The organism is Acinetobacter sp. A1, from assembly GCF_012371315.1.
Taxonomy (GTDB): Bacteria; Pseudomonadota; Gammaproteobacteria; order Pseudomonadales; family Moraxellaceae; genus Acinetobacter.
Window position 1 is genome coordinate 1 of record NZ_JAAZQY010000032.1, and the last position, 24,727, is coordinate 24,727.

The 24,727-nt window shown below is 42.1% G+C and carries 15 protein-coding genes, 1 tRNA gene and 2 pseudogenes; 11 read left to right on the plus strand and 7 right to left on the minus strand.

Annotation, left to right across the window (positions count from 1 at the left end; genetic code table 11):
* Positions 1-77: 77 nt before the first annotated feature.
* A pseudogene (locus tag HHA41_RS10565) lies at positions 78-713 on the minus strand (hypothetical protein); the annotation flags it as partial.
* A 504-nt stretch (positions 714-1,217) separates the two neighbouring features.
* Positions 1,218-4,709, minus strand: coding sequence for a PAS domain-containing hybrid sensor histidine kinase/response regulator (locus tag HHA41_RS10570; protein ID WP_168461676.1), 3,492 nt, complete (start codon positions 4,707-4,709; stop codon positions 1,218-1,220).
* 185 nt (positions 4,710-4,894) lie between these two features.
* Here HHA41_RS10570 and HHA41_RS10575 point away from each other — a divergent pair, with 185 nt between their 5' ends.
* The 3 genes and pseudogenes from HHA41_RS10575 (at position 4,895) to HHA41_RS10585 (ending at position 7,831) form a co-directional block, all read left to right on the plus strand.
* Positions 4,895-5,227 carry a DUF485 domain-containing protein gene (locus HHA41_RS10575; protein ID WP_167845675.1) on the plus strand — a complete coding sequence of 111 codons (333 nt, stop codon included), beginning with the start codon at positions 4,895-4,897 and terminating at the stop codon, positions 5,225-5,227.
* A gap of 1 nt (position 5,228) precedes the next feature.
* Positions 5,229-6,938, plus strand: a complete 1,710-nt coding sequence (locus tag HHA41_RS10580) for a cation acetate symporter (protein ID WP_168461678.1) — start codon at positions 5,229-5,231, stop codon at positions 6,936-6,938.
* Positions 6,939-7,131: 193 nt separating this feature from the next.
* A pseudogene (locus HHA41_RS10585) lies at positions 7,132-7,831 on the plus strand (ion channel).
* Between the two features lie 90 nt (positions 7,832-7,921).
* On the opposite strand, the gene omp33-36 reads toward HHA41_RS10585, so the two are convergent.
* Positions 7,922-8,848 (minus strand): porin Omp33-36, encoded by a 927-nt coding sequence (gene omp33-36, locus HHA41_RS10590; protein WP_289845811.1) that lies wholly within the window; start codon positions 8,846-8,848, stop codon positions 7,922-7,924.
* Positions 8,849-10,022: 1,174 nt separating this feature from the next.
* Here omp33-36 and HHA41_RS10595 point away from each other — a divergent pair.
* A complete protein-coding gene (locus HHA41_RS10595; RefSeq protein WP_171525304.1) occupies positions 10,023-11,729 on the plus strand; it encodes a GGDEF domain-containing protein in 1,707 nt (568 codons plus the stop codon).
* A gap of 77 nt (positions 11,730-11,806) precedes the next feature.
* On the opposite strand, the gene uvrA is transcribed toward HHA41_RS10595, so the two are convergent.
* Together uvrA and tenA are read right to left on the minus strand one after the other, a co-directional pair.
* Positions 11,807-14,641 (minus strand): excinuclease ABC subunit UvrA, encoded by a 2,835-nt coding sequence (uvrA, locus tag HHA41_RS10600; protein ID WP_168461684.1) that lies wholly within the window; start codon positions 14,639-14,641, stop codon positions 11,807-11,809.
* A gap of 149 nt (positions 14,642-14,790) precedes the next feature.
* On the minus strand, positions 14,791-15,465 hold the full coding sequence (tenA, locus tag HHA41_RS10605; protein ID WP_168461686.1) for a thiaminase II: 675 nt from the start codon (positions 15,463-15,465) through the stop codon (positions 14,791-14,793).
* A 329-nt stretch (positions 15,466-15,794) separates the two neighbouring features.
* Between tenA and HHA41_RS10610 the strand changes: the two genes are divergently transcribed.
* From HHA41_RS10610 to HHA41_RS10640, 7 genes are all read left to right on the plus strand, one after another.
* Positions 15,795-16,880, plus strand: a complete 1,086-nt coding sequence (locus tag HHA41_RS10610; RefSeq protein ID WP_168461687.1) for a DUF475 domain-containing protein — start codon at positions 15,795-15,797, stop codon at positions 16,878-16,880.
* A 216-nt stretch (positions 16,881-17,096) separates the two neighbouring features.
* Positions 17,097-18,461, plus strand: coding sequence for an MFS transporter (locus HHA41_RS10615; RefSeq protein WP_168461689.1), 1,365 nt, complete (start codon positions 17,097-17,099; stop codon positions 18,459-18,461).
* A gap of 51 nt (positions 18,462-18,512) precedes the next feature.
* A complete protein-coding gene (gene ssb, locus HHA41_RS10620; RefSeq protein WP_168461690.1) occupies positions 18,513-19,088 on the plus strand; it encodes a single-stranded DNA-binding protein in 576 nt (191 codons plus the stop codon).
* Positions 19,089-19,322: 234 nt separating this feature from the next.
* Entirely contained in the window at positions 19,323-19,886 is a 564-nt protein-coding gene (gene ahpC / locus HHA41_RS10625) for an alkyl hydroperoxide reductase subunit C (protein WP_004970191.1), read from the plus strand.
* A gap of 196 nt (positions 19,887-20,082) precedes the next feature.
* Positions 20,083-20,967 (plus strand): pirin family protein, encoded by an 885-nt coding sequence (locus tag HHA41_RS10630; RefSeq protein WP_168461692.1) that lies wholly within the window; start codon positions 20,083-20,085, stop codon positions 20,965-20,967.
* Positions 20,968-21,390: 423 nt separating this feature from the next.
* A complete protein-coding gene (locus HHA41_RS10635) occupies positions 21,391-22,698 on the plus strand; it encodes an FAD-dependent oxidoreductase (protein WP_168461693.1) in 1,308 nt (435 codons plus the stop codon).
* A gap of 36 nt (positions 22,699-22,734) precedes the next feature.
* The gene (locus tag HHA41_RS10640; protein WP_168461695.1) at positions 22,735-23,565 is read left to right on the plus strand and encodes a class I SAM-dependent methyltransferase; all 831 of its coding nucleotides are present in this window, start codon (positions 22,735-22,737) and stop codon (positions 23,563-23,565) included.
* Between the two features lie 92 nt (positions 23,566-23,657).
* Here the strand turns inward: HHA41_RS10640 and HHA41_RS10645 are convergent.
* A tRNA-Thr gene (locus HHA41_RS10645) sits at positions 23,658-23,733 on the minus strand.
* A gap of 205 nt (positions 23,734-23,938) precedes the next feature.
* On the minus strand, positions 23,939-24,166 hold the full coding sequence (locus HHA41_RS10650) for a hypothetical protein (RefSeq protein WP_168419449.1): 228 nt from the start codon (positions 24,164-24,166) through the stop codon (positions 23,939-23,941).
* Positions 24,167-24,727: the final 561 nt, after the last annotated feature.

The following is a 24,727-nucleotide window of genomic DNA, read 5'->3' on the forward strand; positions in this document are numbered from 1 at the left end:
CACTACTGAATCGACATAGACAAAATGAGCACTTATGCAAATATTTGTCTATATTTTTAGTTATAGTTAATTACTCTCAGACTTAAAAAAGCCGCATCATAGACGCCTAAATCGACAAATAGCGCTGCGGTTTCGAGACTGTTAAAACGGTCTAAATACACATCATTGCCATATAATAGAAAAATATGTTCGGCAGGGGCATGGGCATTAATATTCAAGCGTTCTGCCAATTCAAAGGGTGGGGTTTTAATAAACAGTAAATCGGACAGCTCATCAAATTGAGAGGTGTCGAGCTGTGCTGTATCGGTTTTGACTTTGCCCAACCATGCTTTAAAGACCAGTACGGCACCACCACGCAATAACATACTCCAAATATGTTGGCGGGTAGGTTCATCGAGACCTTGAGCTTCTTGCTCCAAAAGGCTGAGTAATTGTTGTTCCTGATCTGCAAGTTTCTCGAACAGACCTAAACCTTGAGGCTTATAAGCTGCTGGACTAAATACATCAAAGTTTAACTCTTCAAAAACCTGCAAGGCTAAGGGCACAGCACTTTGGTAAATGGTTTCCAAAGCTTGAAGATGTGTGGAACTGAGTTTGCTATTGGGGAACAGTTGATTCCATTGAATTTCGGGTAAGAGCGCATTGACGCCGTATTGACGATGCAGCTGCTGAGATTGTTCGGCAAGCTGCTGTTCATATTCAGCTAAATTCATGACATCACTTCCTAAAACGAGAAGAAGGGTTGATCAATGGCAGTATTTATATAGGCTACACCAGCTAATTGATCATTTCTTGTACTTAGTTATGCGCGCATGAAGCGTTTTAAGCATATACGACTAAAGTCTAATGTTTTGGCGATAAGGGCAAAAAATAACGACAAACTCAGGGCTTAGACAAATTGTAAAATTTATTGAGCATATTCACTTACCATCTTGTCAGACTTTGCCATAGCCAGTGAGACGATGGTATTTAATGTGAATGGCAGGCACTCAAAACTCGACGTTTTTGAAAATTTTGGTCAATGGACGTTGTACATCAGGCCAGCGGCTGTGACACTTTACAGGCAATCTGTTGTTTTTTGAGTGGTCTAGGGTTGCAGTAAGTAAAGCAGCATTAAACTGTTGCAAGATGGATATTGAGTAGCTTTGCCTGCCTCGCGCTTAACATGGCCTCAACCAAGCATAGTTTAAAGCGGGGCAGACAAAATTTTATGGGTATCAGCTGCCTGAAATTTTCAGTCCAGATAACCAAGAACGCAGCGATGCTGGTTTTAACGGTTTTTTCAGCAATACAATATTCAGCTCTTTTAAGCGTTGCGGCAATTCTGGGTCGGAGTCTGCTGTAATTAATGCCACAGGGACATCTTCCTGACGATGTTCCAGAATAAAATCTAAACCAATTTTATCGTCATTTAAGTGTTGATCGACCAACCAAACCTGAATGTGTTCGCGCTGAATCAGGTCAATGGCTTGTTCAGGTTCAGTGGCTTTAAAGACGTGATAGCCCCATTTGCTGAGCAGGGTCGCCATGCCTTCCAAAATGGTCTCATCATTATCTAGACATAAAATTTTGTAGGCTTTAGTTTTCATTGGTACCACTTGCACAGGCGCTGCCACCACTTTTGGTGCTTCTACGATTGGCACTTCAATCATAAAGCAAGAGCCTTTGCCCAGTTCAGAATACACGTGCACAGGGTAGTTCAGCAGGCTGGTCATACGCTGCACAATCGCCAAGCCTAAGCCCAGACCTTGCTCACCCCAAGGTGAAGTATGTCCACAACGTTCAAATTCCTGAAACAGTTTAATGCGTTGTTCTTCGGCAATGCCTGGCCCGGTGTCCCAAACCCCAATCCGAATATGCTGTGGATGCTCAGCAGAACGCAGTACCCCTACCACAACACGCCCTTTGGCGGTATAGCGAAGAGCATTGCTGACAAAGTTTTGGATAATACGACGAATCCATTGTGGGTCGGTATCAATCCAGAACTGCACATCATGCACACGGAATTCAATGCCACGTTGTGCCGCAATCGATTTAAATTGCAGGCTTAGATCGCTGAGTAAGTCATGCAATGGATAAGCCTGACGTTTTGGCTGAATGGTACCGCCTTCTAAGCGGGCAATATCCAGCAAGGCGGAAAGCATACTTTCTGCACCATGCAGGGCACGGTCTAGCTGCTGCAGGGTTTTACGGTCTTCATCCGACTGAATGGTTTGCTCTAAAGCCGTACTGAACAAACGGGCCGCATGCATCGGTTGTAATAAGTCATGGCTGGCTGCGGCAATAAAGCGGCTTTTGGACATATTGGCTTTGTCGGCTTGTTCACGAGCCAATTGTTGTTCGGACAAGGCATCGGCCAATTGTTGGGTACGATCCTGCACCCGTGCTTCAAGCACAGCTTCATTTTCACGGAAGGCAGTAATATCGGCAAAGGTGGTTACAAAACCACCGCCTTCAATTGGGTTGCCGCGCATTTGAATGACACGACCATCTTTACGGATGCGCTCAAACTCATGCGCACTGCCCATTTTCATCCAATGAATACGTTTACGCACATGTTCTTCAATTGAACCTGGACCACATTCGCCACGTTCGGCATTGTAGCGAATCAAATCGGCAATTGGGCAGCCAACATAGACAATATCTTTAGGATAATCAAATAGTTTGAGATATTGATTATTCCATGCCACCAAGCACATATTTTCATCTACCACACTCACCCCTTGGGTCATGTGGTCAATCATGGTCATGATCAGATTTTGGTTGAAGCGCTGCCATTGTGAAGCTTGGTCAAGAATATTTGCGACTTGCCCTAACGCGAGGCCATTATTGACCATGGCGGTGGTGAGCAAGGTACGTGCCGAAGCAGCACCAATCGTCCCTGCCAAATACTGTTCGGTAAAACGCCACCACATGCCGTTGGCATTGGCATTTTCATTCAGTACCACATTATTTTGCTGACTAAACTGCTCAAAGGCGTGTCGGGTTGGGGAATCACCTGTAATGCGTTTGGCCAGTGTGATTAAATCGCCCACTTTTAAACGTGCTACATCTTGATGCGAATAGCTGACGTCATTGCTCATATTCTGTGTAGGCAAAGGCTTGGTTTCATAATAGAAGAAACTTTCGGCCTGAATTTGTTCTGCCACACTTGGGCGGAAAATACGTGATACCCAAACATAAAGCATGATATTTAAACCCAGTGCCCAGACTACACCGTGTGTGAGGGGGGCAAAAGATTCAAAGCCCAGCAAGGCTTCAGGGCGTAACCCATTGATGCCAAAAGGCCCGAGCATTAAAAATTCACGGGTAAAGTCGCTAAACTGGCTTGGTAGGCTGCGCAAAATAGTGGGTAACAGCAGGGTATAGGCCCACATCGCAAAACCGACAATTAGACCTGCATACACCCCTTGTTTACTGCCACCGCGCCAATACAAGCCACCAATCAATGCAGGGGCAAACTGCGCCACCGCACTAAAGGCCAATAAACCAAATACAGAGAGCTGATCAATATCATTAAAGAAATTGAAGAACAGAAAGCCCAGTAGCATTACCGCTAAAATACAAATGCGTCGGGTGAACTTTAGTACCAAGGGCAAGCGCTTGTCATGGCGTGAGAAAATGCCCATGCGCCACAAGGCAGGCATGATCAGGTCATTACTCAGCATGATCGACAGTGCTACTGAAGATACCAATAGCATGCCTGTTGAGGCGGAGAATCCTCCCAAGAACGCCAACAGCGTCAACCAGTCTTGGTTATAGCTAAGCGGTAAAGACAATACTGCTACATCAGGGATGGCTAAATATTGCGGAGCTGCGTGCAAGGCCCAACTGGCAATTGGAACAATCGCGATGGTGGTTAAAATCAGATAAACGGCAAACCAGCGACGCGCACCCCGAATATGTTTTTCATCGCGCAGTTCGACCACAGCAACGTGAAACTGACGCGGCAAACAAATAATCGCTAATGCCGCCAATAAGGTTTGCACCCAAAAGGTTTCAGGCACACCAAACAGCTGTACTTCATGGAAGGTAATTGAAACATCATTGGCAATTTGATGAATATTGCCGGGTGCTTCAAAAACGAAAAAGAATGCTACTGCGAGTAATGCAAACAGTTTCACAAACGATTCAAAGGCAACTGCCAGCATTAAACCGCCGTGCTGCTCTGTATTGGCAATTTGTCGGGTACCAAACAGCATGGCTAAAATCGCCAATAAACCTGTCAGGAACAACACCGCATTGGTGGTACTTTCCACATTGGTGCTTTGATCGAGAATGACGGCAGCACTCAGCGCAATGGCACGTAACTGCAAGGCCAGATAGGGAATAATTGCTATTACCGCTAAAATGGTGACCAGTGATGCCAAGGGGCCGCTTTTACCGTAACGCGCAGCGACAAAGTCCGCAATCGATGAAATGGCGTGGTGTTGCCGTACTCGACCTAAACGTCGCCAAATATCATAACCAATTGCGACAAACAACAATGGCCCTAAATAAATCGGTAAAAAGATGATCCCTTCACGAACGGCTGCGCCCGTTGCGCCATAAAAAGTCCATGATGAACAATACACCCCTAAAGTTAAGCTGAACATGAGCATGCGCCCACGCGTGCTTAAACGACTGGCGTGTTTTTCCCCATAGAAAGCACAAATAAAAAGTAATGCGATATAGAGGGCTAAAACCCCCATAATGAGCCAGCTGTTCATGATGCCTTAAAAGTATCGACAATAGGGCTATGATAGCCTATTCCATTGCCTTTGCGCTGAGGTTGATCATTTTTTTAGCGACCAAAGTCTAAATTGCAAATCGGCTCCAACATTGTTAATTTTAAGTTCGAAATAATTCGAATTAAAAATTTGCGCCTAAGGCAGGGCGCTTGAAGGAGCAGGTTATGGATGAGGTACAAGTAGAACGCATTCTACAAAACCCAAAATTCAAAGAAATGGTTCGCAGAAAAAGTAACCTAAGTTGGACATTAACAGCAATCATGTTGTTTGTGTACGTAGGTTTCATGCTTTTAGTGGGCTATAACAAAGAATTCTTATTGAGTTCAATTTCTGGCGGTGTGACGACTTGGGGTATTCCATTAGGTCTGAGCATTATCGTTTTATCTTTCATTTTGTGTGCTGTTTATTCATCAATTGCGAATGGCAAACTTGACCAATTGAACGAAGAAGCGATGCGTGAAGTTGAAGCAATTACACATGAGAAAGGAACGCACTAAGATGAAATGGAATTCATTGAAAGCACTGGCTGCGTCTACTGTATTAATGTCAGGTATGGCATTTGCAGGACCAGATTTAGGTGCAGCAGAACAGCAGCCAACCAACTGGCCTGCAATTATTATGTTCTTGATTTTCGTGGGCGCAACTTTGTTCATTACTAAATGGGCAGCGAAGCAAACCACAAGCACTAAGGACTTCTATACCGCAGGTGGTGGTATTTCAGGTTTCCAAAATGGTCTCGCGATTGCAGGTGACTATATGTCAGCAGCGTCGTTCCTGGGTATTTCCGCAATGGTGTTTATGTCAGGCTTTGACGGCTTGCTGTATTCACTTGGCTTCATGGTCGGTTGGCCAATCGTATTGTTCTTGATTGCTGAGCGTTTACGTAACTTAGGTAAATATAACCTATCTGACGTTGTATCGTTCCGTTTAGCTGAAAAGCCAGTACGTACCCTTGCAGCATTCAGTTCGCTTGTCGTAGTTGCATTCTACCTGATTGCACAAATGGTAGGTGCGGGTCAGTTAATCAAACTTCTCTTTGGTTTGAACTACAACCTTGCAGTAGTAATCGTGGGTCTACTCATGATGGCTTACGTAATGTTTGGTGGTATGTTGGCAACAACTTGGGTACAGATCATCAAAGCGGTGATGTTACTTTCAGGTGCAACTTTCATGGCCTTCATGGTAATGAAAGGTGTGGGCTTCAGTTTCACTAACATGTTCGAGCAATCGATCCAAGTATTCTCTAAAGTACATGACTTGAGCTTGGCAGATGCTGCAAACATTATGGGTCCTGGTAATTTAGCGTCTAACCCAATTGATGCAATCTCACTTGGTCTTGCGTTAATGTTCGGTACTGCAGGTTTACCACACATCTTGATGCGTTTCTTCACAGTAAAAGACGCGAAAGAAGCACGTAAATCAGTAGTTGTAGCAACAGGTTTCATTGGTTACTTCTACTTATTAACCTTCATCATTGGTTTTGGTGCGATCCTTTATGTATCCAACAACCCACAATTCCTTGATGTTGCGAAAATGGCAGTTACTGGCAAGTTAGAACTTGTTGGTGGTAACAACATGGCTGCGGTGCACTTGTCTGACGCAGTTGGCGGTGACTTGTTCATGGGCTTCATTTCAGCGGTAGCATTCGCAACAATTCTTGCGGTTGTAGCTGGTTTGACATTGTCTGGTGCTTCAGCAATCTCTCACGACTTGTATGCTAACGTATTCAAGAAAGGTCAAACGACTCCTGAATCTGAACTTCGCATGTCTAAAATTGCAACTTTAGGCTTAGCAATCTTCGCAATGATCTTGGGTATTCTTTTCGAGAAACAAAACGTTGCGTTCATGGTAGGTTTAGCATTCTCTGTAGCAGCATGTGCAAACTTCCCAGTACTTGTATTGTCTATGTTCTGGAGAGGCTTAACGACTCGCGGTGCAGTGATTGGTGGTGTAGCAGGCTTAGCTTCAGCAGTAACCTTGATTGTATTGTCTAAAGCAGTTTGGGTAGATACGCTTCAAATTTCTGACACACCAATCAACCCATTTAACGGTCCTGCGATCTTTGCAATGCCACTTTCATTCTTCTGCTGCTGGTTGTTCTCTATCACTGACAACTCTGCGCAAGCACAAGCTGAACGTAAAGCATTCGATGCACAGTTCGTACGCTCACAAACTGGTATTGGTATCTCTGGTGCATCTGACCACTAAGGTCTGAAACACCTCAAAAAAGTCCCAGTCATGGGACTTTTTTTATGCCTGTATGTTGGCTTGAGCAAGCATGCTGGTGAGCATTTATGGATACGGTTATTGTGATATGCAATTTTGATACAGAGTGATTGCATTGCATGCGTAAATAAGCTGCTATGTTGGATGCAATATAAAAAGAATAGGCAGTAGATGTATGTACATATTAGACAATGTCTGGAAAAGATTTCGGGTCTTGCCTTCGGCATGGCTGTTGTTTTTGCAGTTTTTGATTTTGCTGCTCTCACTTTTTGCACATCACAACATGCCCTATAAAGTTATCACGTGGATGGTGGGAGTATTGGTATTGCTGCTCATTGCCAAAGTGATTCGACAAACGCCAATGCTGAGTGTTTTGGGGGCTCAGTTTTGTTTATGCAGCTTTGTTCTTTTCATTCTTTATTTTATTGGGTGTGCGGCATCCGCTTATTCTGGTGTTAAGTCATGCGTGTGAAGCTGCAGCCTATTTTAGTGCAGCCTACGGTTTATTGCGTTATATGTTTCATGACCGTTATTTAACCAAAGATGAGTTGTTTGCAGCAGCAGCGGTGTTTACCTTAATCGCTTGGGGATTTGCCTTTTTATATAGCATTTGCCAGATTCTGATTCCGCAAAGTTTTCAGAACCCAAATGCTGTAGGTTTGCAAAGTTGGCTAGACTTACTGTTTTTAAGTTTTAGTTTGCAGTCTGCGACAGGCTTATCTGATCTTATACCGATCAGCCCAGAAGCACGGGTGATTGCCATGTTGCAAATGTTCTGTGGCGTGATGTATTTGGCATTGATCGTGTCACGTTTAATCGCATTGCAATACATTCGCCACTTACCGCATCATCACCATGATGATTCATCTGAGTGAAATAGCAGTTCAATTTTTCATGACAGATTTCAGGCATAAAAAAAGACGCTCAGATGAGCGTCTTTTTTAACTTCAGTATCTAATGTGAAATTAGAAACGGAATTTAGCGTTTACACCAACAGTTTGAGTGTCACGAGCTACACCAACAGCATTCGCATTTACATAGCTAGCACCTACAGCAACTGCAGGAGTGATGAAGTAGTTTACGTTCGCGCCCCAAGCAGAATCAACATCAGTATTAGCACTTGTTTCTGCATAAGAAGCACCCACGCTAAGTGCTGGTGTTAAGTAAAGATCAGTTTTTAAGTTGTACATAGTATCTTCACCATATACAAGACCTGCTTCAAAACCAACAGCCATATTGGTGCCGTCAATTGCGCCTACATATTTTGTACGTGCAGTGATTGCATCTTGGTCATAGTTTGGGTCTACACCGATTGTAGTTGACTCAAGCGCTGCTTTAGCAACACCATTAGCAAGGATATTGAAAGCATCTAAAGAATATTGATCGGCAACGCTTGTATAACCTACCGCAACCAAGAAGTTAGGCGCTACAACTGCACCAAGTTCTAAAGCATAACGGTCGCCATTGTCATTGTCTTGACCACCTTTACCATCTGTGATGGTATGGCTATATGCTGCACTAGCATAAACAGGAACCAATTGTGTTGGTACATACGCTTCAGCTTTAGCACCATAAACATGAGATACGAAATCTTCATCTACAGCATCTACATCGTATTCACCATAGTTGTATGCTAAAGAGAAGTTAGACGCTTGGTTTAAGAACGCAGCCTCAGCTAAAGGACCTTTAGTCGCATCAACATTTTTGAAGTAGTAAGTACCTTGAACAGCACCAGTGAAGTTTTGGTTGTTTTCAGTAGTGTCTAGAAATTCTGATTGACCTTGAACTTCGAATTGGTACGCTTGAGCACCGGTCATGGCTAATAATAATGCAGTGGCTAAACCGAGTTTTTTCATGATAGTTACCAGCTTTGTTAAAAATGGATGAAACATTGAGCATTTTAGTGTAACAACTTATTAAGTCAATGAACTAAAACAACATTCTTCAGGCATTAAGTCCAATTGATTTTATTGGTTGAAAAATATTCAAACAATTTTTTAGATGTCAACCTTAAAAATGTAGTGATAACAAGTCATTATGTTATTTAGAACCCTAGAGTTATGACAGGTTGAAGAATTTTTGATTGGAATAAACGATGCTATTTATGTAAATAATCCTTAAAACCAATAGTTTTAGTGTGAACAATAACTTAAAAATTGACGTGTTTTTTGTAGCAATACTCTTTTTTTGTATTAAAAACATGCTAACCGTCATATTTTTATGTGATTAATTGATGTGAATGAGTATTTTTGTGTGACTTTTATCACATTTATTTGGTGGTCTGTTCAAGAATATAGCAGACTGATTGACGATGCTTTACACTAACTGTGATTTATTTCATAATTACGTTATGAAGTCCTACTACTTAAGTCGGGTTTTTAGATTGTGTGAAACATCTCATAATTTCGCACATCAAATCTAAATGCTGACTTAATCCAGTAATGTGATGAGATTCTCCATACTTGTTTCTTTTTATCTGCCCAACTTTCCCCAAGGTTGGGTTTTTTTTGTCTTAAATTGGCTGGCTGGTTACTTATCACTTTGCTATCGGCCAGATGATAAAAGTTAATATATGGATGAGTTTTATGCACCATATTGGTGCATTCATATTGATGGGTGAATATGAGTGCTGTTATTTTTGTATAAAAAAAACCCAGTTTTCAATGAAAACTAGGTTTTTTCGCCAAAATTTGCGGGAAAGTTTAATTTTCTGCTGAGGAAAAACTAAACTCGCCCTATTGGGGTGCATTATGCACCTAAATGTTGCAGCTGTAAAATATTTTCTGCTGCTCACTGTGAGTTTTTTTATCATTTCGGTATTAAACATAAAGCATATAAATGAATTGAAAGTGACTCAGGATCAGTGAAATATGGATGAGCTGTTATTTTGCTTTAGTGGGTTGCAATCATTTTGAGTATATTACCGATGCTTAATTAAAACTAAGCGATTAAAATTATTGCTAAAATAAATAAGAAATATCATCCAAGCTGTTGTACTATTGCTGACGATAAAGTGACCAAGTTCAGCTTTCAAGGCTGAAGTGAGATGGAGTTAGGCTAAACATGATGGCGAAATTGCATTCTGAGCAGATTAGTCGACGCTTGTTTATCTCAATGATCATTATTATTGGCTCATTAATTTTTATTTCAGTGCCTTTAATTGTCAGCAGTTATCAGAGTTACAAAAAGGCAGAGCGCGCCTTAATCGAAATTTCTGTCTTGCGTAATGTTGCAGAATTAACCAATAATATTTCCCGTGAGCGGGCTCCTGCCAATAAAGTGATGTCAAGTACACCTGCAGATCAGGCAAGACATTTAGAAGAATTAAAACAGTACCGTTTGCAGGTTGATCAACAAATTCAGGACACGATTCAGGTACTCAAGCAAGAGGGCTTTATTACTCATGCACACCATTTATCGCACCAACTGAAAGCTTCTTTAAAGCAGGGGCGTGATGCGGTAGATGCTTATGCGGCAACACCAACACATTTGCGACGTTCAGAACAACTAGATCAAGCAATCCAGAAAATGTTCAGTGCTTGGGACAGCTCACAGTATGTTTTAAAGCATGTCATGTTGGATTCTGTGGGTAAAGATACTGCTGTATCTACCTACTATAGCGTTATTTTTATACTGTCAGATTTGCGTGATCAGGCGGGACGAGTCGCCTCAAATGTGATTGCTGCGGTTACATTTGGCGAAAAAATCCCCGAAGAAAATCTAGCCAATTCTTTGCAAAATCAAAGACAGGCCTATTATTTGTGGGACTTGGTACATACCATTTTGCCTGAAGCGCACAAAGTGCCGGAATATACCGTTTTGCATAATCAGCTCAAGGCTGAATTTTTGGATCAAGGTATTCCAATTATAAAACAGTTGATTGAGCAAAGTTTGCGTGGTGAGCCTTACTCATTAACGGGTACGCAATTATCGGAAGTCATGGTCGATAAGTTTAGTACTGTCGTCGATTTACAAACTTATGTGCTGGATTATAGTTTGGCACTGGCAAAAAAAGATCACTTCAAAGCACAGCAAAAACTTATTTTAACGCTGGTAGTTACACTCATTTCATTGATGGCAGCCATTTTTACCATGGTGTATGCACGTTCAAAAGTATTTATTCCACTCATTCAGGCACGCAAACAAATTTTGGCTTTGTCCGCTTATGATGATGAAGTCAGTGCCCTTATCAACAATAAAAATAGTGATAGTGTGTCTTTATTTGAAGCAATTCAAAAATTAAAACAACGTTTAGTACAGCGTGATAATTTGGAATTTCAGCTGCGTAATATTGCCAACACAGATGCTTTAACTGGTGTTTCAAACCGTTTAGCACTAGAAGAATATTTAAAATTTTTGGAACAAAAACCCGAGAAATTGACTAAAACAGGTCTAATTATTTTGGATGTGGATAAGTTCAAACATGTGAATGACACTTTTGGTCATGTTGTTGGCGACCAAGCTTTAAAATTGATTGCTAAAACACTCAAAGCCAATGTGCGCTCATCAGATTTAGTGGTGCGTTTTGGTGGCGATGAATTCTTGGTGGTCATTGATAATATTGAATTTACTGAAGCACTTTATTTGGCAGACAAGCTACGTTGTCAAATTGTCAAAGACGAAATTTATATTCCAGAAATTAATGATTATATTAAAATTTCTATTAGTGCGGGCGTTGCAGTAGGTGCTGCTTCATGGAGTAGCTTGCTGGAAAAAGCCGATAAGCATTTGTTTAGAGCCAAAGCGCGTGGACGTAATGCGGTTGAGGGTTAAGTTGCACATCATCTCTAAAATCAACAAGATGATGTACAACTTGGTTCACATTAAAATGATTTCACTTATTCACCAGTCTAAGCTTTTAACATTGGTTTTAAGAACTTAGCAGTGTGTGAAACTTTAGATTTTGCCACATCTTCAGGGGTGCCTTCGGCAATAATTTGTCCACCACCTGCACCACCTTCAGGCCCTAAATCGACAATCCAGTCTGCAGTTTTAATCACATCCAAGTTATGTTCAATCACCACAATGGTATTACCCTTATTGCGTAGCTCATGCAAGATGTCGAGTAGCTTAGCAATGTCATGGAAGTGCAAACCAGTGGTCGGTTCATCCAACACATATAAGGTTTTACCTGTATCCCGTTTGGCCAATTCACGCGCTAGTTTGACGCGTTGGGCTTCGCCACCCGATAGCGTTGTTGCAGATTGTCCGAGGCGAATATAGCCCAAACCCACCTGATTTAAAGTTTCTAAACGACGATGAATCACAGGAATCGCATCAAAGAAATGCATAGCATCTTCAACTGTCATTTCTAACACATCGGAAATATTACGGCCTTTATAGCTGACCTCCAACGTTTCGCGGTTATAGCGCTTACCATGACAGGCATCGCAAGGTACATACATGTCGGGCAGGAAGTGCATCGCTACCTTAATCATACCGTCACCCTCACAAGCTTCGCAGCGTCCACCTTTAACGTTAAAGGAGAAACGACCAGCCGCATAGCCGCGAGCTTTGGCTTCAGGCGTTTGTGCAAATAGTTCTCTGATTGGAGTGAACAAGCCTGTATACGTTGCGGGGTTTGAACGTGGAGTACGTCCAATTGGGCTTTGGTCAATATCCACGACTTTATCTAAGTATTGCAAACCATCAATCGAGTCAAACTTTTCTGCATTTAAGGTCGTGGCACCATTTAATTGTGTTGCAGCCAAAGGCAATAAAGTACGGTTAATTAAGGTCGATTTACCTGAGCCAGATACGCCTGTAACGCAGGTCATGACCCCTAAGGGCAAAGTCAGATCTACTTTTTTTAGGTTATGACCTGCGGCTCCCATGAGTTTAATTTGTTGTTCAGGATGTGGCGGTTGGGTACGTTTTTTCGGTACTTCAATTTTTAACTTGCCCGATAAATATTGCCCTGTCAGTGAATCGGCATTTTCCGCCAGCTCTGCATAGGTACCTTCGGCAATAATATGCCCGCCATGCACACCTGCACCTGGGCCAATATCAATAATATGATCGGCTGCACGGATGGCATCTTCATCATGCTCTACCACCAATACGGTATTGCCCAAGTCACGTAAACGAATCAGGGTTTCTAGCAATCGGTCATTGTCGCGTTGGTGTAAGCCAATAGAGGGTTCATCCAGCACATACATCACGCCCATGAGGCCTGCACCAATTTGCGATGCCAAACGGATGCGCTGTGCTTCGCCGCCAGACAGCGTTTCGGCAGAACGTGACAAACTTAAATAATTCAAACCTACCGACACTAAAAAATGTAAGCGCTCACGAATTTCTTTAAAGATTTTATCTCCCACTTCACCTTTGGCACCATCCAGATTCAGTCCTTGATAGTACTGCTCGGCATCACCAATTGACATTTGGGTAATTTGAGCAATAGTTTTGTCTTTCACACGGACATTACGGGAGATTTCATTTAAGCGTGAACCTCCGCAGGCATCACAGGCCGCATTAGATAAATACTGTGCCAAATCATCGCGTACATAATTACTTTCGGTTTCACGATAACGACGTTCTAAATGCGGCAACACACCTTCAAAAGCAATCACACGTTTATGATGGCGACCACGTTCATCGGTATAACTCAGGTCAATTTTGTCTTTGCCTGTACCGTACAGAAATTTCTTCTGGGTAGTGCTGTCAAGCTGATTCCACGCAGTTTCTAATGAAAGTTCATAATGTGCTGCGACTTTTTCTAGCATGCTGTAATAATAGGGACGCTGTCTGTCCCAACCGCGAATTGCACCCTGACTGATTGAAAGTTCAGGGTTTGGAATTAGTTTTTCTGCGCTGAAATGGCTACGTGTCCCCAAACCATCACAGGTTTGGCAGGCGCCAAACGGATTATTAAACGAGAACAAACGTGGCTCAAGTTCAGCAACGGCACGATCACATTTTGGACATGAATGTTTGGCAGAAAAAATACGATCAGGCTGTTCGGCATTTATCCACGATAAAATGGCCAGATCGCCACCTAAACGCAGTGCCGTTTCAAAGCTTTCGGCAATACGGTTACCCAAATCATCTCGGACTTTAAAACGGTCTACCACTACCTCAATCGTGTGTTTTTTCTTTTTGTCGAGTTCAGGCGGTGGGTCAATGTCCATGACTTCGCCATCCACTCGGGCGCGTACAAAACCCTGACTTTGTAGCTGTTCAAACAAATGCACATATTCGCCTTTACGCTCACGAATCACCGGTGCAAGCAGCATCAAAGCAGTGCCTTCTTCCAGTCCTTTTACCGCATCAACCATTTCTGATACGGTTTGTGCCACCATCGGCAAGTCATGTTCAGGGCAGTACGGTGTACCGACACGGGCATACAGTAAACGCAAATAGTCGTAAATTTCGGTAATGGTACCCACCGTTGAGCGTGGGTTATGACTTGTCGATTTTTGCTCAATCGCAATTGCAGGGCTTAGACCTTCAATTGAATCGACTTCAGGTTTTTCCATTTGTGATAAGAACTGGCGTGCGTAGGCAGAAAGCGATTCGACATAGCGACGTTGCCCTTCGGCATACAAAGTATCAAATGCCAGTGAGGATTTTCCTGAACCAGATAAGCCCGTAATCACCACAAATTTATCGCGTGGAATATCAAGGTTCACGTTTTTTAGGTTATGGGTACGTGCACCTCGAATACGGATATGACTTTGGCTCATAAAAAATTCTCGAAATTCTGCAAATGAAAAACTTATATATGATAGCGCATGAAAATTGTTCAAGTGTTATTTTTCACGCTTTATCGGTCATGGCTTGTCGCACTGTATAGAGAAACGCCAATACAGCGCGCACTTAAAGCAGCTGAGGTTTAAACTTGGTCTAAGCCTAGCCATTGACGCTGATGGTAAGCACTGTCCCAGAATAGCCATTCCAGTTCTGCCGCTTTGGTATAGGCTTGATGCATTTTTTCAATGGTGTCGGCATCACAGCGCGCAGCAATACGGTCAATGGTCTGAATTACATTGTTGACTGCACTATGGAATTCTTCGCCTGAATAGGTATCTACCCAAGCCTGATATGGATTATTCGGTACAGAATTATTGACAATATCTTTGCCCACTTCTGCATAAATCCAGAAACATGGCAGCAATGAAGCCAATACCACAGGATAACTTTCTGACCATGCCGTTGCGAGCAAATAAGAGGTGTAATGATGGCAAGCGAGGGTCAGTGGGGTGCTTTCAAATTCCTGTTTGGAAATATCAAACGCTTGCATAAAGCTGTCGTGTAAGGTGCGTTCAACCACAATTGCAATTTTGGCTGCTTCCGAAAACTGAATGATATCATCGGCATCAAAAGCTTTGGCAGCACAGACAGCCAGTGCACGACCATAGGCAATTAAGTAATGTGAATCTTGAATCACATAATGACAAAACGCAGCTTTGCTTAACGTACCTTGCGCCAGTTCCTGATTAAATGGCAACGCCAGTGTTTTTTGATAGAGCGCAAGGTTACGCTGCCAAGCCTCTTGAGAAAAGCGCATGTTGGATTTCCATTTGAATTTTATTGATGCAGATACCATTGCATATCTGTACGGTGATCACAACTGATCAATATTGAAATAGCGCAGTTGGGGCGAAATCCATCACAACAAAAAAATCATACGAAGAATTTTGGCGAAGTTGAGAAAAAAGCGTCATAATTGCGGCATAAAATTTTACATTCTCAGCTTTTGTCCGATTAAAATTCGGACAATTCAAATTTCAGAATTTTTAGATCTGTTGTTACTCACCCAAAGCTATGCTTGGCTTTTGTGGTGCAGATTCGACAGATAAAAAATTCAGATCAAAATATATCGATAGGTCGTTTGTCATGATGAAACATTTTGGTTTCTCAATCGTATTTTCGATAGTGTGTCTTGCGCTATCTGCATATTGGGGCTATACCCATGGCCCAGAAGCAGGTGTGCAGACCATGCTCACCGCACTGACCATCACCGCAATTTTGGCGATTATGGAAGTGTCGTTGTCGTTTGATAACGCGGTAGTCAATGCTTCAGTCCTACGCGGTTGGGATCATTTCTGGAAAATGCTGTTTTTAACCGTGGGGATTATCATTGCTGTATTTGGCATGCGTTTGATTTTCCCTGTGGTGATTGTGGCTGTCACTGCCGATATGGGCATGATGGAAGTGGTGCAACTGGCACTGAATGATCCGAAGCAATATTCTGCCAAACTGATGGCACATCACCCTGAAATTGCTGCATTTGGTGGTGCATTCTTGTTGATGGTCTTCCTGAATTTCTTCTTAGATGATGAAAAAGACACCCACTGGTTCAGATGGTTGGAACGTCGTTTGAGTAATTTGGCAAGCGTACCTGCCATGTCTGTATTTTTAGCTTTAGTAACCTTGCTGATCATGGGGGCGAACGTGGTTGAAGATAAACGCCTTGTGGTGACGATGGCGGGTATTTGGGGCATCGTGATTTATATTGGTGTGCAAGTGCTGAGTCACATGCTGGGCGGAGAGCCTGAAGTCGATGAGCAGGGCAATGCTGTGCGTCATGATGAAAATGGTGTGCCAACAGGTGTGGTAAAAGCGGGTATTGGCGGCTTTTTATATCTAGAAGTACTGGATGCCTCGTTCAGTTTTGATGGCGTGATTGGTGCCTTTGCGATTACCTCAGACGTGGTAATCATTATGTTAGGTCTAGCCATTGGTGCGATTTTTGTGCGTTCTATGACCATTTACTTGGTCGAAAAAGGTACCTTGGATGCCTATATTTACCTTGAACACGGTGCACACTACGCCATTGGTGCCTTGGCCTTTATTATGATTGCCAGCGGTACAGGCTTACATGTGCCAGAAGTAGTGACAGGTTTAATTGGCGTTGCATTCATTGTTTGGGCAGTGATTGCTTCGATTCAATTTAAAAAACGTCAGGCAAAAGTAGGTTAATGCGCTGCTGATGCTTTGATGGTATGACTCAAGCATAACCAAGCTGAACAATCATACAGACAGAACGAAGTTAGAATTTGGGTGCACAGCGTTGCGCCCTTTTTTATTGAAATTCTAGGCATCTCGTATAATAAACATCGGGAAAAATCAGCATCATGCAGCTGAATGTTGTAGGATATCTGCAAATTCAAAATTATTTAGTTTTAGTCGATTGATATGATGAATGCCTTGGAACGCCGCTCGACCTTTGCTTTAAGCAGTATTTTTGCATTGCGCATGTTGGGTTTGTTCATGATTATTCCTGTGTTTTCAGTTGCAGGGCAATCGTATCAATATGCAACACCTGCCTTAATTGGGCTTGCTGTTGGGGTATACGGACTCACTCAAGCCATTTTACAAATTCCATTTAGCTTAATTGCAGACCGCTATAGCCGTAAACCTTTGGTGGTTTTGGGCTTATTATTGTTTGCTTTGGGTGGTGCAATTGCTGCCATGTCTGACACCATTTATGGCGTGATTATTGGACGTGCCATAGCCGGTGGTGGTGCGGTGTCTGCGGTGGTGATGGCGTTGTTGGCCGATGTGACCCGTGAAGAAAACCGCATGAAAGCCATGGCGGTGATGGGCATGAGTATTGGTATGTCCTTTGTGGTGGCCTTCAGTTTGGGGCCATGGCTTACAGGTTGGGTCGGTATTTCAGGGCTGTTTTGGGTGACCACAGTGATGGGGTTGGCAGCCATTCTCATGTTGCTGTTAGTGCCGAAAGTTACCCGTCATCATCGTAATTTCCAGCAAGGTTATGTACCGCAGTTAAAGCAAGTGCTAAAAATGGGCGATTTAAACCGCCTGCATGTATCCGTATTTACCTTGCATTTATTGCTGACGGCCATGTTTATTTATGTGCCTTCACAGTTAATCCAGTTTGCTGATATTCCTTTACAGCATCATGGTTGGGTGTATTTGCCGTTACTATTGGTCAGCCTGTTTGTAGCTTTCCCAAGCATTGTTTTGGCAGAAAAATATCGCAAAATGCGTGGTATTTTTCTGACGGCTATTGCAGGCATTATTTTAGGCCTGTTGGTACTGATTTTCGGGTTTGAATCAAAATATATTTTACTGTTGGGTCTGGGCTTATTCTTTATTGCCTTTAACGTCATGGAAGCCTTGTTGCCTTCATGGTTGTCTAAGGCGGCACCTATTCAGTCTAAAGCTACCGCCATGGGCGTAAATGCCAGCAGCCAATTCTTAGGCGCTTTCTTTGGCGGGATGATTGGTGGACAGTTGCTGTTACTGAATCACACTGCGATGGGTTGGAGTATTTTGACTGCGATTGCTATAATTTGGTTATTGGTTAGTTTTGGATTGGCGCAGCCGCGCTATCTTTCATCTTTGGTGTTGCGTTTGCCTGAGAGTCGAGAAACAGATGAATGGACTTCTCAACTTTTAGCGATTCGTGGTATTGAAGAGGTCGTGGTGATGTCTGACCAGCAAGTGGCGTATGTGAAAGTGGATAAACAGCAAATTGATGATGCTGCGCGACAACAATTAACGCACTTGTTAGGGAAAGAGGTAGCCATTTAAGCATAACTCTTATAAAGTAAATAATAGAAACAAATAGGAAGAAAACGTCTAATGCGTGGTGTAAATAAAGTCATTTTAGTCGGTACTTTAGGTCGCGATCCTGAAACAAAAACTTTCCCAAATGGGGGTTCTCTCACCCAATTTTCTATCGCAACCAGTGATGTCTGGACAGACAAAAATACGGGCGAGCGTAAAGAGCAAACAGAGTGGCACCGTATTGTGTTGCATAACCGTTTAGGTGAAATTGCACAGCAATATCTACGCAAAGGTTCTAAGGTATATATTGAAGGTTCATTGCGTACTCGTCAGTGGACAGACCAAAACGGTCAAGAGCGTTACACCACTGAAATTCGTGGTGATCAAATGCAAATGCTCGATTCAGGTAATCGTGGACAATCTGACCAACAAGATGGCGGTTTTGCACAGCCACGGTTTAACAATAACCAAAGTGGCTATGGTAATCAGAATCAAGGTCAGGCTGCGGGTTATGGCAACCAAAATCAAGGTGGTTTTAACCAAAATCAGGGTGGTGGCTATGCCAACAATAACCCAAGTGGTTTTGCACCGAAGCCGCAAGCGGCGCCTGCAACCGCACCAGCAGATTTAGATGATGATCTACCATTCTGACTTAAGTTAAAACGGCAAATCATCCTCCAAACCCTTTGTTTCGACAAAGGGTTTTTTAATGCAGATTAGTGAGTTCAGCATCGGCTTGATCAATCAGTTTTTAAATAATAAATGGATTTTTGATTCTAAAAACCGATCATTTTTATAAAAAAGTACTGTTTTACCGATTCTATCGGGTTTTGTATTCTAACTACACAAGATAAGCAATCCCCGAAACGAATTGAGGAGTCATCCATGAGTTTAATCAATACCCAAGTCAAAGCATTTAACGCAACCGCTTACCACAATGGTCAATTTATTGACGTATCTGAGCAAGACTTTATTGGTAAATGGTCAGTGGTGTTTTTCTACCCTGCAGATTTCACCTTTGTTTGCCCAACTGAACTTGCCGATTTAGCCGATCAATATGCTGAATTCCAAAAAATGGGTGTGGAAATTTACTCAGTATCTACAGACACACACTTTACCCATAAAGCATGGCACGACACCTCAGAAGAAATTAAAAAGATTCAATATCCAATGATTGGCGACCCAACTTGGACATTGTCTAAAAACTTTGAGGTGCTGATTGAAGCAGAAGGTTTGGCAGATCGTGGTACTTTCGTGATTGACCCTGAAGGTAAAATCCAAATTGTAGAAATCAATGCAGGCGGTATTGGTCGTGACGCGCAAGAGTTGTTGCGTAAAGTAAAAGCAGCGCAATATGTGCATGCACACCCTAGCGAAGTTTGCCCTGCCAAGTGGAAAGAAGGCGATGCAACCCTAGCACCATCTATTGATTTGGTGGGTAAAATCTAATCGAATCATCGCACTCAATTTTAAAAATCCAGAACCTCGCTTCTGGATTTTTTATGCTCATGATTTGTTTAACCATGTATAAGTTTCAGCAAGATTATTCCATTCTTGCAATGCTGTATGCCAAATTTGCACTAGGTTGTGGTGCGATGAGCGATTAAGATCAAAACATCTATTCTCCTAGCAATAGGTGTAACACATGAAAAAAATAATCGGTTTATATCGCAACCAAAACATGCATTGGGTGGGCGATGGTTTTCCAGTCAAAAATCTATTTTCTTATGACCGTTTAGGGCAGGCGATCAGTCCATTTTTACTCTTGGATTATGCAGCGCCGTATCATTTTGATGCGACTACCGCACAACATGGTGTTGGTTCGCATCCACATCGCGGTTTTGAAACGGTGACGCTTGCCTATCGGGGCGAAGTGACGCATAAAGATTCGGCAGGTGGTGGTGGCACCATCAAAACAGGCGATGTGCAGTGGATGACAGCAGGTGTGGGTGTGGTGCATGAGGAATTTCACTCCAAAGACTATGCAGCACAAGGCGGATTGTTTGAAATGGTGCAGCTTTGGGTGAATTTGCCTGCCGCAGACAAAATGACATCGCCACGTTATCAAGCCATTGAATCTCAAAATATTCCGAAAATTGAGTTTGAAAATCAGGCGGGGCATTTACGCATTATTGCAGGTCAGTACGCAGAGCAATCTGGGCCTGCCAGCACCTTTAGCCCTGTCAATGTTTGGGATGGACAATTGAAAGCTGCACAGACCCAAGCGCTGCATGTGCCGGTAGATCACAATACTTTATTGGTGGTGTTGGCAGGTGAAGTGCGGGTCAATGGCAGTCAACTTGTGCAAGATCACTCAGTGGTGTTATTTGCTCAAGATGGCGAAGCGTTAATTCAGCTTGAAGCACTGCAAGATACGCAATTTTTAGTGCTTACAGGCAAGCCATTAAATGAACCTATTCAAGGCTATGGTCCATTTGTCATGAATACCAAGCAGGAAATCATTCAAGCTTTTGAAGATTTTAATCAAGGCAAGTTTGGTGAAATTCCGATTCAACATCAAGCAGGTTAAGCTTTAAAAAATCTTAGCCAAGAAAAAAGCCTCATGTCGATGTCCCGACCGAGGCTTTTGTTGTTCTGGCGCTGTCAAATTTCTAGTTTTAGCGGATTGATCATATTCCTTATGATAATTATATGTGATGTAGTTATCATTTTTGTGCTTGGTATCATAGCGTTTAGAGATTTATTTGTAAAACGAAAATTATAAAATTGGTGAATTTATCTACATGGTTTAGAACACTATTTATAGTATTAAAGAAATAATATAAATAAATTCTAAGGCTTATTTAAGCACTTTCTGATTGTTAAAAAATGTAATCATATTGCCAATGTACTTTGTGTTGTTTCTCTGTGAAAAGTACACAATCTGGTAGTTTTTAATAGCTCATTTTCCTTAGGCATGGTTCATAATTTCATAAAGTATGTAAAAAGATGGATGATCGGTTTGGATATCGCAGTGATCGGTAGTGGTATGGCTGGACTGGCTACCGCAAGAATTCTTAAAGATGCAGGGCATAACATTACAATTTTTGAGGCGCTGCCTGGTCGTGGAATGGACAGCCATAGCATCGAATTTGAAGATGGTTTAATTGATGCACCTTTACGGGTGATGAACCCACATTTGTGGAAAAACACCCTCAGTTTAGCGACACATTTAGGGATTAAAACCTATCCTGTGCGCACATATATGGCGTGTAGCTGGTTATTTGAAGACCGTACTGAAACATGGCTAACCACCAGTCGTACCCGTATTGGTAACTTCCCGATCATCAACAACCGCAAAGGTTTACAGCAATACGGCTGGCGTTTGGTGAAAGGTATGTTGCAGTTAAAAACAGCAATTGCCAAGTTCTTTAAATCTAAGCACCAAGACATCACCCTTGCAGAATTTATTAACCGCAATGAAATTGAAGAGGTGTTTTTGCATGGCGCCGTCATGCCTGTGCTATACACCATTTGTACTTGCGACCCTAAAACCATTGGCGAATGGCCTGCAAAACCGTTGTTGGTATTTTTACGCCAATTGACTGATGGCGATGCTTTATTACGTTTACAAGGCGGCACGCCTGCTTTAGTCGATAAACTGATTGAAGGTATTGATATTCAAAGTGGTGCAGCTATTACCCGTGTTCATCAGCAAGAAGCGGGTGTGGTTGTTGAAAATTCTGAAGGTCATGCACAAACATTTGACCACGTTGTGATTGCAACACCAACCACAAAAGTGCAGGATTTCCTAGACAATCAACAATTTGCTGAAGATATTGAATTACTGAAACAATTCAAATTTGAACAAGGCGAATTGGTGATTCATACCGATCAAACTGTGATGCCACCAAAACGTAAAGATTGGTCGGTACTGAGTTATATGATGGATCGTAAATTTACCCGTCAGCAATTTACAGTATGGTTGAACTCGATTGAACCAACCTTGGTGGGTAAATCGCCAGTGTTCCAAACATGGCGTCCTGTTACCCCAATTGATCCGAAAAAGATCATTTCGACCGTGACTTTAACCCGTGCTGTGGTGGATTCAAAAACTGTTGCCTTAAATAAAGAGTTGCAACAGCGTCATCACCAAGACAACCGTAAAGTATTCTTCTGTGGTTCTTGGTCGTGTGATGGTTTGCCAATTTTAGAATCTGCAGTAACTTCGGCCATGCATATTGCAGAAATTTTTGGTGCGCCGTTACCGTTTATTGATTTGAAACCAAAAGTTGAGGTTGCGCCACAATTAGGTTATTAAGTCTGTTGATCTTATATTGAACTAGACTGAGTCCTTATGAAATGGCAACAGGCATTCCGCTCATATTTTCCAAAACATAAATATGCCATTCAAGCGGCATATTTGGGCGACAATGCACGATTGCCATGGAGTAATTTAGGTTATTGGTCAGATGCAGTGGGCGATGATTATCCCGCTGCATGCCAAAATTTGGCTGCCCATTTGGCGGCAGCCGTCCATTTAAATTCAAAAGATCGGTTGCTTGATTTAGGCTGTGGGCAAGGTGCCAGCCTAATTTATTGGCTGGAACATTATCAAATTCAATATCTTGAAGCGGTTGATCTTCAAGCAGCCTGTGTACAACATGTTCGTGAAAATTTGAATTCAAATCTCCAAATTCACCACGCCTCATTTTTAAATTTAAAAACTATTTTTCCCCAACCTTGTTTTGATGTGGTGTTGTGTATAGATGCCGCATATCACAGTCATTTAAATTCATTTTTAGATCAGGTCAGCGCTGTTTTAAATTCAAATGGGCGGCTTGGTTTTCATTATTTAATTTGGGCAGATCAAGCCCCCGCACATCTACTTAAGCAAGTGCAATATCGAGCCTTATTAAAAGCTGCCGATGTTCATTTTGATGATCTCATGTCTGAAACTCAGCTATGTAGCCTGTTGCAACAGCATCATTTTCAACAGATACAGATAGAGGATTTATCGACACAGGTGCTGGCAGGTTTTGCTGACTATGTGAATCAGCATCTCCAACATCAAATCCAAACGCGAGATGTAGACTGGTTTAAAATTGCCATGACAGCACGCTTGTGCGCCAAGTTGTATGCAGATGGCTGGGTTAAATATGTGCAAGTGAGTGCCGTTAAGGACTGATCAATAAACTCCTCAAATATTATAAACCAGCATTAAATTTGAGCTTTATAAACAAAAAAACCTCATAAATCTAAGACTTACGAGGTTTAATATGGTGCCGGCACACGGATTCGAACTGTGGACCTACTGATTACAAGTCAGTTGCTCTACCAACTGAGCTATGCCGGCGTTGTGCAGAGAATTTTACAGATTTTTTTCAAGCACGCAAGCCAAAAAGTGATCGTTTAATGCAGAACTCACACTTTTAGCGCAGTCGATATTCTTTATTTTTTAATCGCAGATCAACAAAAACTGTGTAGGGGGAAAGAATAGAAATGAGCTCAGTATCTGAGCTCATTGAGGAAAATCATGTGAAATGAAAGGTGAAAAGTGATTATTTATTTCTTAAGACACGATCTAAATCTTGTGCACATTCCTCTAAGGTAAAGGCCATATCCAGTTGCATTTGGGGTTTGAGTTCATTGGCGAGCGTTCTCCATTGTTCAATTAGGCGGATGGCTTTTTGAATCTTATGTTTGTTGATGTCTTTGGCGATGGTAGGCGTGTATCCTCCACGTTTAGCATTTTTAATTTGTTTGACATAATTTTGGCTGTTATTCATGTTCGCTCCCGAATAGCAGTTATATATGTTAGGCATTTTCATGCCTTTATTATGCTAAAGCTTAATGATGACCCTTTTATGTAGAAATTGAATCTTTAAAAATAAAATTGAAAAAAGGTTTTGATAAAAAACAATAAATTTCTGAATTTCTCCTTATTTTTTGTGAATGCCTTACTTGTAGCACAGCTATTTTGAATTGTCCTGACTGAGGAGTAACTTCTTGTGTCAGCTTTGTTGATTTTTCATTATACGTGGGACTGCATACTCATTTGTTTCATACGCTAATCCTCTCATGCCTTGTAAAACCGCCTGTCGTTTTGCGAATAAAACACTCTAGATAATTGCTAAGTTGCTGATTAGAATAGCGCCCATTATAAAAATAGCAAAGATAATAACCATGCAAAGTCCATACTTTGCTGTATTAGAAAAATTTGGCTTAAGCCCTCAAAATCGCACCATTCATATCCAGTTTTCTAATTCAGCCTGGCTTTGTTGCACAAACCTATCTGTAAAGGCTTTTTCAGCGATATAATTTTCAAATGAAGAAGCCTACACACAAAA

Bases quoted from the DNA above. Each gene is read 5' to 3' on its own strand.
- HHA41_RS10580 (WP_168461678.1), top strand. From the start codon at position 5,229: ATGAAATGGAATTCATTGAAAGCACTGGCTGCGTCTACTGTATTAATG.
- omp33-36 (WP_289845811.1), bottom strand. From the start codon at position 8,848: ATGTTTCATCCATTTTTAACAAAGCTGGTAACTATCATGAAAAAACTC.
- tenA (WP_168461686.1), bottom strand. From the start codon at position 15,465: ATGCGCTTTTCTCAAGAGGCTTGGCAGCGTAACCTTGCGCTCTATCAA.
- HHA41_RS10640 (WP_168461695.1), top strand. From the start codon at position 22,735: ATGAAATGGCAACAGGCATTCCGCTCATATTTTCCAAAACATAAATAT.
- HHA41_RS10570 (WP_168461676.1), bottom strand. From the start codon at position 4,709: ATGAACAGCTGGCTCATTATGGGGGTTTTAGCCCTCTATATCGCATTA.
- ahpC (WP_004970191.1), top strand. From the start codon at position 19,323: ATGAGTTTAATCAATACCCAAGTCAAAGCATTTAACGCAACCGCTTAC.
- HHA41_RS10595 (WP_171525304.1), top strand. From the start codon at position 10,023: ATGGCGAAATTGCATTCTGAGCAGATTAGTCGACGCTTGTTTATCTCA.
- HHA41_RS10635 (WP_168461693.1), top strand. From the start codon at position 21,391: ATGATCGGTTTGGATATCGCAGTGATCGGTAGTGGTATGGCTGGACTG.
- uvrA (WP_168461684.1), bottom strand. From the start codon at position 14,641: ATGAGCCAAAGTCATATCCGTATTCGAGGTGCACGTACCCATAACCTA.
- HHA41_RS10630 (WP_168461692.1), top strand. From the start codon at position 20,083: ATGAAAAAAATAATCGGTTTATATCGCAACCAAAACATGCATTGGGTG.
- HHA41_RS10615 (WP_168461689.1), top strand. From the start codon at position 17,097: ATGATGAATGCCTTGGAACGCCGCTCGACCTTTGCTTTAAGCAGTATT.
- ssb (WP_168461690.1), top strand. From the start codon at position 18,513: ATGCGTGGTGTAAATAAAGTCATTTTAGTCGGTACTTTAGGTCGCGAT.
- HHA41_RS10575 (WP_167845675.1), top strand. From the start codon at position 4,895: ATGGATGAGGTACAAGTAGAACGCATTCTACAAAACCCAAAATTCAAA.
- HHA41_RS10650 (WP_168419449.1), bottom strand. From the start codon at position 24,166: ATGAATAACAGCCAAAATTATGTCAAACAAATTAAAAATGCTAAACGT.
- HHA41_RS10610 (WP_168461687.1), top strand. From the start codon at position 15,795: ATGATGAAACATTTTGGTTTCTCAATCGTATTTTCGATAGTGTGTCTT.